Annotated in this window: 9 protein-coding genes; 4 read left to right on the forward strand and 5 right to left on the reverse strand. The window is 58.2% G+C overall.

Annotated features, from left to right (window positions below):
• Positions 1-65: 65 nt before the first annotated feature.
• Entirely contained in the window at positions 66-476 is a 411-nt protein-coding gene (locus RLN94_RS03135) for a sugar 3,4-ketoisomerase (RefSeq protein WP_350130942.1), read from the forward strand.
• Positions 473-1,567 (forward strand): DegT/DnrJ/EryC1/StrS family aminotransferase, encoded by a 1,095-nt coding sequence (locus tag RLN94_RS03140; protein WP_350130943.1) that lies wholly within the window; start codon positions 473-475, stop codon positions 1,565-1,567. Before RLN94_RS03135 ends, RLN94_RS03140 begins: the two co-directional genes overlap by 4 nt.
• 261 nt (positions 1,568-1,828) lie before the next feature.
• Here RLN94_RS03140 and RLN94_RS03145 read toward each other — a convergent pair whose 3' ends face one another.
• From RLN94_RS03145 to RLN94_RS03155, 3 genes are all read right to left on the reverse strand, one after another.
• Entirely contained in the window at positions 1,829-2,926 is a 1,098-nt protein-coding gene (locus tag RLN94_RS03145) for a tyrosine-type recombinase/integrase (protein WP_350130944.1), read from the reverse strand.
• A 332-nt stretch (positions 2,927-3,258) separates the two neighbouring features.
• Positions 3,259-3,714, reverse strand: a complete 456-nt coding sequence (locus RLN94_RS03150) for a hypothetical protein (RefSeq protein WP_350130945.1) — start codon at positions 3,712-3,714, stop codon at positions 3,259-3,261.
• A gap of 408 nt (positions 3,715-4,122) precedes the next feature.
• Entirely contained in the window at positions 4,123-4,656 is a 534-nt protein-coding gene (locus RLN94_RS03155) for a hypothetical protein (protein ID WP_350130946.1), read from the reverse strand.
• Positions 4,657-4,766: 110 nt separating this feature from the next.
• On the opposite strand from RLN94_RS03155, the gene RLN94_RS03160 reads away from it, so the two are divergent.
• A complete protein-coding gene (locus RLN94_RS03160; RefSeq protein ID WP_350130947.1) occupies positions 4,767-4,967 on the forward strand; it encodes a helix-turn-helix domain-containing protein in 201 nt (66 codons plus the stop codon).
• Entirely contained in the window at positions 4,964-5,500 is a 537-nt protein-coding gene (locus RLN94_RS03165; protein WP_350130948.1) for a hypothetical protein, read from the forward strand. Before RLN94_RS03160 ends, RLN94_RS03165 begins: the two co-directional genes overlap by 4 nt.
• Positions 5,501-5,503: 3 nt before the next feature.
• Here RLN94_RS03165 and RLN94_RS03170 read toward each other — a convergent pair whose 3' ends face one another.
• A complete protein-coding gene (locus RLN94_RS03170; RefSeq protein ID WP_350130949.1) occupies positions 5,504-5,857 on the reverse strand; it encodes a phage tail assembly chaperone in 354 nt (117 codons plus the stop codon).
• Between the two features lie 3 nt (positions 5,858-5,860).
• Positions 5,861-6,520: a hypothetical protein gene (locus tag RLN94_RS03175; protein WP_350130950.1), complete on the reverse strand. Its 660-nt coding sequence runs from the start codon at positions 6,518-6,520 to the stop codon at positions 5,861-5,863.
• Positions 6,521-6,678: the final 158 nt, after the last annotated feature.

Genomic DNA, 6,678 nt, shown 5'->3' on the forward strand with positions numbered 1-6,678 from the left:
ATTCAATGCATCAAGTCCTGACACGGCAATGAAACGAGCACTGGAAACAGGTGGAGTAATTTGAGATGCCCCTAAGTGACTGCAAGCTCATTGATCTCCCGAAAATCGAAGATCGTCGCGGCAACCTTACCTTTGTCGAGGGAAACAACCACATCCCGTTCGACGTCAAGCGGGTCTACTACCTTTACGACGTTCCCGGCGGCGCCGACCGGGGCGAGCACGCGCACAAGGAGTTGCACCAGTTCGTGATCTCGATGTCCGGAAGTTTCGACCTGCTCCTGGATGACGGGTTCGAGAAGAAAAAGTTCCAGCTCAACCGGCCCTATTACGGCATATATATCTGCCCGATGATCTGGCGCTATCTCGACAATTTCTCCTCCGGGTCTGTCTGCATGGTTCTGGCCTCGGCCCCCTATGACGAGGCGGATTACATCCGCGACCGCGGCGAGTTTCTCAAAGCGGTGGGGGCGGCGTGATCGTCCCTTTCCTGGATCTTGCGGCGGCACGGGCGGGCATACAGGCCGAGCTGGACCACGAGCTTCTGCGTGTCGCGCATTCCGGCAGCTATGTCATGGGCCCCGAGCTGGAGCGTTTCGAAGCCGGATTTGCGGCCTATGTCGAGGCCGGCGCCTGTATCGGAACGGCGAACGGGCTGGACGCGCTTCACCTGGGACTTCTCGCGCTGGGCATCGGCCCGGGCGACGAGGTCATCGTGCCGTCGAACACCTACATCGCCACCTGGCTTGCCGTGAGCCAGTGCGGCGCAATTCCGGTGCCCGTCGAACCCCTTGAGGACACGCATAACATCGACCCCGAGGGCACCGCCGCAGCGATCACCGGGCGCACCAAGGCCATCCTGCCGGTGCACCTTTACGGGCAGCCCGCCGACATGGACGCCCTGAACGCCGTGGCCAATCGGAACGGGCTGAAGGTTCTGGAGGACGCCGCACAGGCGCATGGCGCACGCTACAAGTCGCGCAGGATCGGCAGCGTCGGCACGGCGGCCTGGAGCTTTTATCCCACCAAGAACCTTGGTGCGCTGGGGGATGCAGGGGCTTTGACGACATCGGATGCCGATGTTGCGCAGACGGTCAGGCTGCTGCGGAACTACGGGTCCGAGCGAAAGTACGAGAACGATATTCGGGGATTCAACAGCCGTCTGGATCCTCTTCAGGCCGCCCTGCTATCGGTGAAACTGCGGGTTCTGGACAGTTGGACCGAGCACCGCCGCGCCATCGCGCGCGACTACAGCACCGCCTTTTCCCGCGCCGGGCTGAGCGTTCCTTACGTCCCCGACTGGGCCGAGCCGGTCTGGCACCTTTACGTGCTGCGCCACCCCGACCGGGACCGCTTTCAGGCGCGCCTGTCCGAGGCCGGCATCGGGACCGTGATCCACTATCCCATCCCGCCCCACCTGCAGAAAGCCTATGCCGACCTTGGCCATGGGCAAGACGCCTTTCCCATCGCCGAACGGCTGGCGAACGAGGTCATCAGCCTGCCCATGTGCCCCGGACAGACGGCAGCGCAGACCGAGTACGTGATCGAAAAGGTATTGGAACTCGCCTGAGGACCTGCGCCGTTTCAGCGATCTTGTCACCGTGAGACCATGGTGGCGTTTCGTTTCCGGGACGCCTCCGAGATGAACTAGCCCCCGAAAAAACCAAAGGGCCCCTGAGGGCCCTTTTAAATGGTCGGAGTGAGAGGATTCGAACCTCCGGCCCCTGCCTCCCGAAGACATTCCAGACACTGATGTTCTCTTCTTGATCATGGTTTTCACCTTCTTTTGTTCGCCTTTTACTGCGTCGCTTTGCTTTGAAACTGTGTGACCTCACAATTTCCGACCACCGCGCCCGGCTGCTGCGACGGCCTCCTGCTGGTGGTCCGGGTGGTGGTGCGCATAGACCTTGAACATTGTCTCGATGCTCACGCCGAAGTATCCAGCCGCCTGGTAGATGTCGGTGCCGGCCTGCATGGACCATGTGATCGCCGTATGGCGCAGGGAATGCGGCACGACGCCGGTGCCCTCTAAGCCCGCCTCGCGAACCGTGGTCGCCCATGTGCGCTTAATGGAGCCGACGCCCTGTCCGCGGAAGTCCACAACAAAACGGGAGCCGTTAATCCGCCATCGGCGCAGGTGCGCGAGAAGACGCGGTGTTATGCGGATCTCCGGCTGCTGCTTCTTCGTCCGCGCTTGGCTAGAGCCGATTCGATACATTACGCTCCGCTCTAGGTCGACGTGCCCGCCGCTTGTGTTAGGCATGAAGCGCAGCCGAAGGATCGCGGACTTGCGCGTGCCAGTGTAGAGCGCGACAAGTATGAATTTCGCGAGGTGTTTGGCGTTCGGGTTCCGCCATGCCGCCCAGAGCAAACGCGCGGCTTCCTGGCGCGTCAGCCACCGGTCTTTCGGCTCCGGCTTTGGTGGAAGGTGAACTTTCGGAGGATCTACAAGGCGCCCTTCCTCCCTGCAGTAAGCGAGCGCAGCGGAAAGCGCCCCCAACTCCCTACGGATGGTACCGGCACCGATCGGCTCCGTCTCTGTAGGCTGCCTTGTCGCCGGGTCGCGCTTTAACACCTTCACGCGCTGTTTTGCATATGCCCGGCAGGTCTCTCTTCTGATCGCTGATATCGGAAGTTCTGCCCAAAAGCTTATTAGGGGATCGAGGGCGTAGGCGATCCGGGCCGGGTCCGCAACGTGCGGTGCATGCTCGGAGGCGTATATGTTCAACGCCTCCGCCACGGTCATTTCGCTGGATGTAGCTGGGCCACCGTGGCGGTCTTTGTCGTGGACGTATTGGGCGAGGATTTTTTCAGCTTCGCGACTGTCGCGCGTGCCTGTTGAGCGCTCCCCTCGGCCGGTGTCGCGGATGATGTAAATTCCTGTGTCTTTGCGCCTGTAAAGACGCGGTCCCTTGGCGTGCTGCGGCATGCGTTCATGATCTCCGTTAGGTCGTTGGGGTCGATCCGCTTCCGGTTTCCGTAGTTGATGATCAACCCAAGATCTTCTGCCACGCGCCGAACAGTTGCCTTTGGCGCACCTAGTCTATTGGCAGCTTCAGGAATGGATATGGTCATCGGGTCAGACACGCCCACCCACCCTTTGGATCCCGACAAGTTCAGCATTAGCCTTGTCTATCCTGTCGAGTACCTCCTCGCGCGCCCGCCTTTCTTCCATCTCGATCCGCGCGTTCATCCGGTCGACCTCCCGTAGCTCCTCTTGAGCTCTTTGCGCGCAGCACGAAACAGGATCGACCAAGGTCATTAATCCTCTTCCCCAATTATCTCCATTTCCTCGGCGATACGTGCCCGCACCTCTTCGCGGATCGCCTTGACATCAAAGCTCATTGCATAAAATGCATGCCGTTTTTCCACCGCATAAGTGAAAGAAATCGGTTGCTCTGCTTTAGCAGGGTTCATGAAACCAAACGGGTTCTTAGGGAAATCGAGCCGTTCGATTTCTTCCATATGGTCCATCTTGAGATAGCTAAGAAAGCTACACACAATATCGCCGACGGTCGCCCTGTGAATATCAGGGTCTTTCATCAGTTTGCCCCAAAGAGAGAGCCCCATCAAATCGACTTCCTCGAACACCCTCGCGGAACCTGATTTCGTTTCGGGTGCGCACGGATAGTTGCCAGCATAGATAGCTTCGTTCAGCCGAAGAGGGTTAACGTCCGCGATACGACATGCTGCCTTTGTTCTGAATTTTTTAGCCATTGGTCAGAGGTATCCTATTCCACTTTACCATAGCATGGTTCTCACAAACTTATGGCATTTGTCAATAGGCTGTAATGGCCCATTGCTCGCTCCACTCAAGTGATCGGATACCCATCCAGCCCCGTGCACGCTTTCCAGATCGCAATGACGGCCAGGGTTTCGCCAGATTGGGATCAAGCCTCAATTCCGTCTCGCCAGTCTATAGTTACCTCGGATCATGCCGCGTATGTCGCCTAGGAATATCCAGTCCAATGATGCGCCGTATCTATTACAGAATGTTAGTAGTTCAGGCGAAGGCGCGCGGCCCTTAGTTACGATACGTGCCGGGGGCGTAACCCCGATGGTGTCGGCATAGAATTCCACTCGTGCTTCCGCTTCGGTGTAGTTTATCGGCATACCTCTAGCTCCTCAGGATCGGCACCGCCCATGCTGCGGCGACAGTTCATCGGACACGTATTTTCCCACCATCGAGTGTCGCGCGAACACCGACAGAAACCCGACCTCGATCCCGGAGCGTTCGGGTCCGGCGCGCATCATGTCGAACACCACACAGTTGAGAAGCCCAGGAAATTTTTGCTCAACCATGAAGCTCATGGCAAGGTGTGCAAAGTGGTCTCCGGTTTCACAGTCAGCCAAATAATCGCCGGAAGGCTCTACCGCCCAGAATATGCGACGCGGCATTCCGGGGCGACATTCTGCGGGCGCCCTATCACGGACGAATGGCAGTGAGTGGATTGGATCAGGTTCGGCGGAGGCTTCCGGTTCGGCGGAGGCTTCCGGTTCGGCGAAGACGGGCGAAGGCAAGCCGATCGGCTCTCTAGCAACACCCCCCTGGTAGGCCAGTGCGGTTGCGGGGATTGCTACGGTGGTGCCCAGTGCCCCGCCAAGCATGGTGCGGCGGGACATAGCGAGGCCGTTCGCGCGAGCGCGTTCTTTGGTCATTGTCAGGGTCTCCTGATTGCGTTAATCTGATAGCATGGCTATCATTTCATCCGATCAACGGTCAACCAAAAAGTAGCAGGGCTATCAAATTGAATGCCACACAATGTAAAATGGCTCGTGCCGCGACCGGCCTTGGGCTTCGAGAATTGGCTCAGAATGCGGGTGTCTCACCGAATACGGTGTCTCGGCTTGAGCGCGGCGAAGAATTGAAGCCTGCCACGGTGTTGGCCATCCGCACCGCCCTCGAAGCCGCCGGGGTGGAGTTCATCGCGGAAAACGGGGGCGGCGCAGGAGTGAGACTTAAGAAATGACTTTGAATTACGAAGAACTAAACGAAAAGTTTAAAGCCCGTCAGAAAAGGGAAAGGGACTATATTGATAAATGCACTTCATTCGCATTTGGTGTTGCAGAAAGCGTCAGAGATTTGATCGACGCGCCCGAAAAGTTCGAGGTGAGAGAAGCAAATTCCAAATACAACAAGCCTTACGTTGGGCTTATGGCGTCAGATGAGGACGGAGCCGCAACTGCCGTACGCTTCCAGCCCGACGCCGTCCAGATTGACAGTGACGGTACTGTCCGCTTTGCAGTCTATGTCACATTTGAACAAAGCCCCAACGCATATCCAAAGCGAACTCTTCCAGTTCCGCTATGGTGTCGTTTGAATTCATCGGAGATTGAAGTGAGATTTCGTCATACGAAAAAAACCTTCAATAACGACGAAAAAGAGCATTCTCAACTTTTTTGCGCAAAGGAAGTTATTGCAGAAGTTGAACGCTATCTAGATGCGACCCAAGATGAGTTCTTCACCAACAAGACTATCGGTTTTGACGTTTCAAAGGGATGAGCTTTAGCCCACCACCAAATCGAACAGCCCCGGCGTGATCGCCTGTGTTGATCGCGCCGGCAGGGTCTTCACGCCCTCCGGTGCCGGTTTCTTGCTATAGGCGTCACGCATCCAGATCCGATCCATCTCGGCGAGGATCGCCACGTGACGCGATTCTAGAGGCATGCGCATCAGCCGTGCCCAGGCTTCGATCTCGGAGTGCTGTATCGGGTTCGGTCCGACTGGCCCAAGTGTGCGCGCATGTGACAGGGCGGTGAACGCGTTCCAGAGCACCGCCGCGCCTTCCGGCAGGCGCAGAGGCTCACCGGCAAGATGATCGTCCAGGGCGCGCGTGAGCTGCTTGCGGAGGCGATCCATGCGCTACCTCATCGTCTGGACAAAGGAGAACTGCGCACCGGGCATGATGACGCCCTGCCCGGCGCCGAAGCTCAAGTTCGGTTCGAGCACCGCCTTCACCACCGGCCTGATCAGCGAAACGGGTGTTCCTGTTGTCGTGCCCGAGGGAATGAACGGGGCCACCTCGAAGCCGATGGCAGTTCCTGCGCCGCTGGCGGTCACGCCTTTCACAATCCGGTGCAGGGTGTACCTCGTGGGATTGCTGCCGTAGGTCCAGCCGATCAGGTCGCCGGCCGTCAGGACATATCCAGAGGGTAGGCCGGTGACGTTCATCTGCCGGTTGTTGGCGTTCAGCGCCGAGATTGTCGGCGTGGAACTGCCGAGGATCGAGCCATCAGGATCAGCCGAGGGATACGGTTTTCGGGTGTCGTAACAGAGGAAGGTGGAACCTGCCCGGTTGACCACCGATAGCAGCGCCTCGATCTCGTAACCGTTCAGGTCATCGAGACGGTGCGGAATCATTACCCCCGTGCCGCGCCAGTAGCTCTCCCCCAAGCTGGCCTTGAGAACAGTGCCGCCTGCGGTGCGGTCAATTTGTTGCGGTTCATTCAGATAGAAACTGGTCGCCGCCATCCGGAGTTTTCCCCAGAAGTCGGCCACCGAAAGTGGGTAAGTTAATGCCATCAGCCACGCCTCCTAGGATCTTCGTTGATGCGCTTGAAGCTTTGCGGAAGTTGGGTTCGGTCGTATTCCTCAAGGCCGCGTTGCACGGTCTTGATGGTGATGCCCTGTATCCGGCCTTCTTGCCGGGCGCTGAAGCCTTCCGGTGCCTCGATGCGCAG

The organism is Roseovarius sp. (genome assembly GCF_040223625.1).
Taxonomy (GTDB): Bacteria; Pseudomonadota; Alphaproteobacteria; order Rhodobacterales; family Rhodobacteraceae; genus Roseovarius.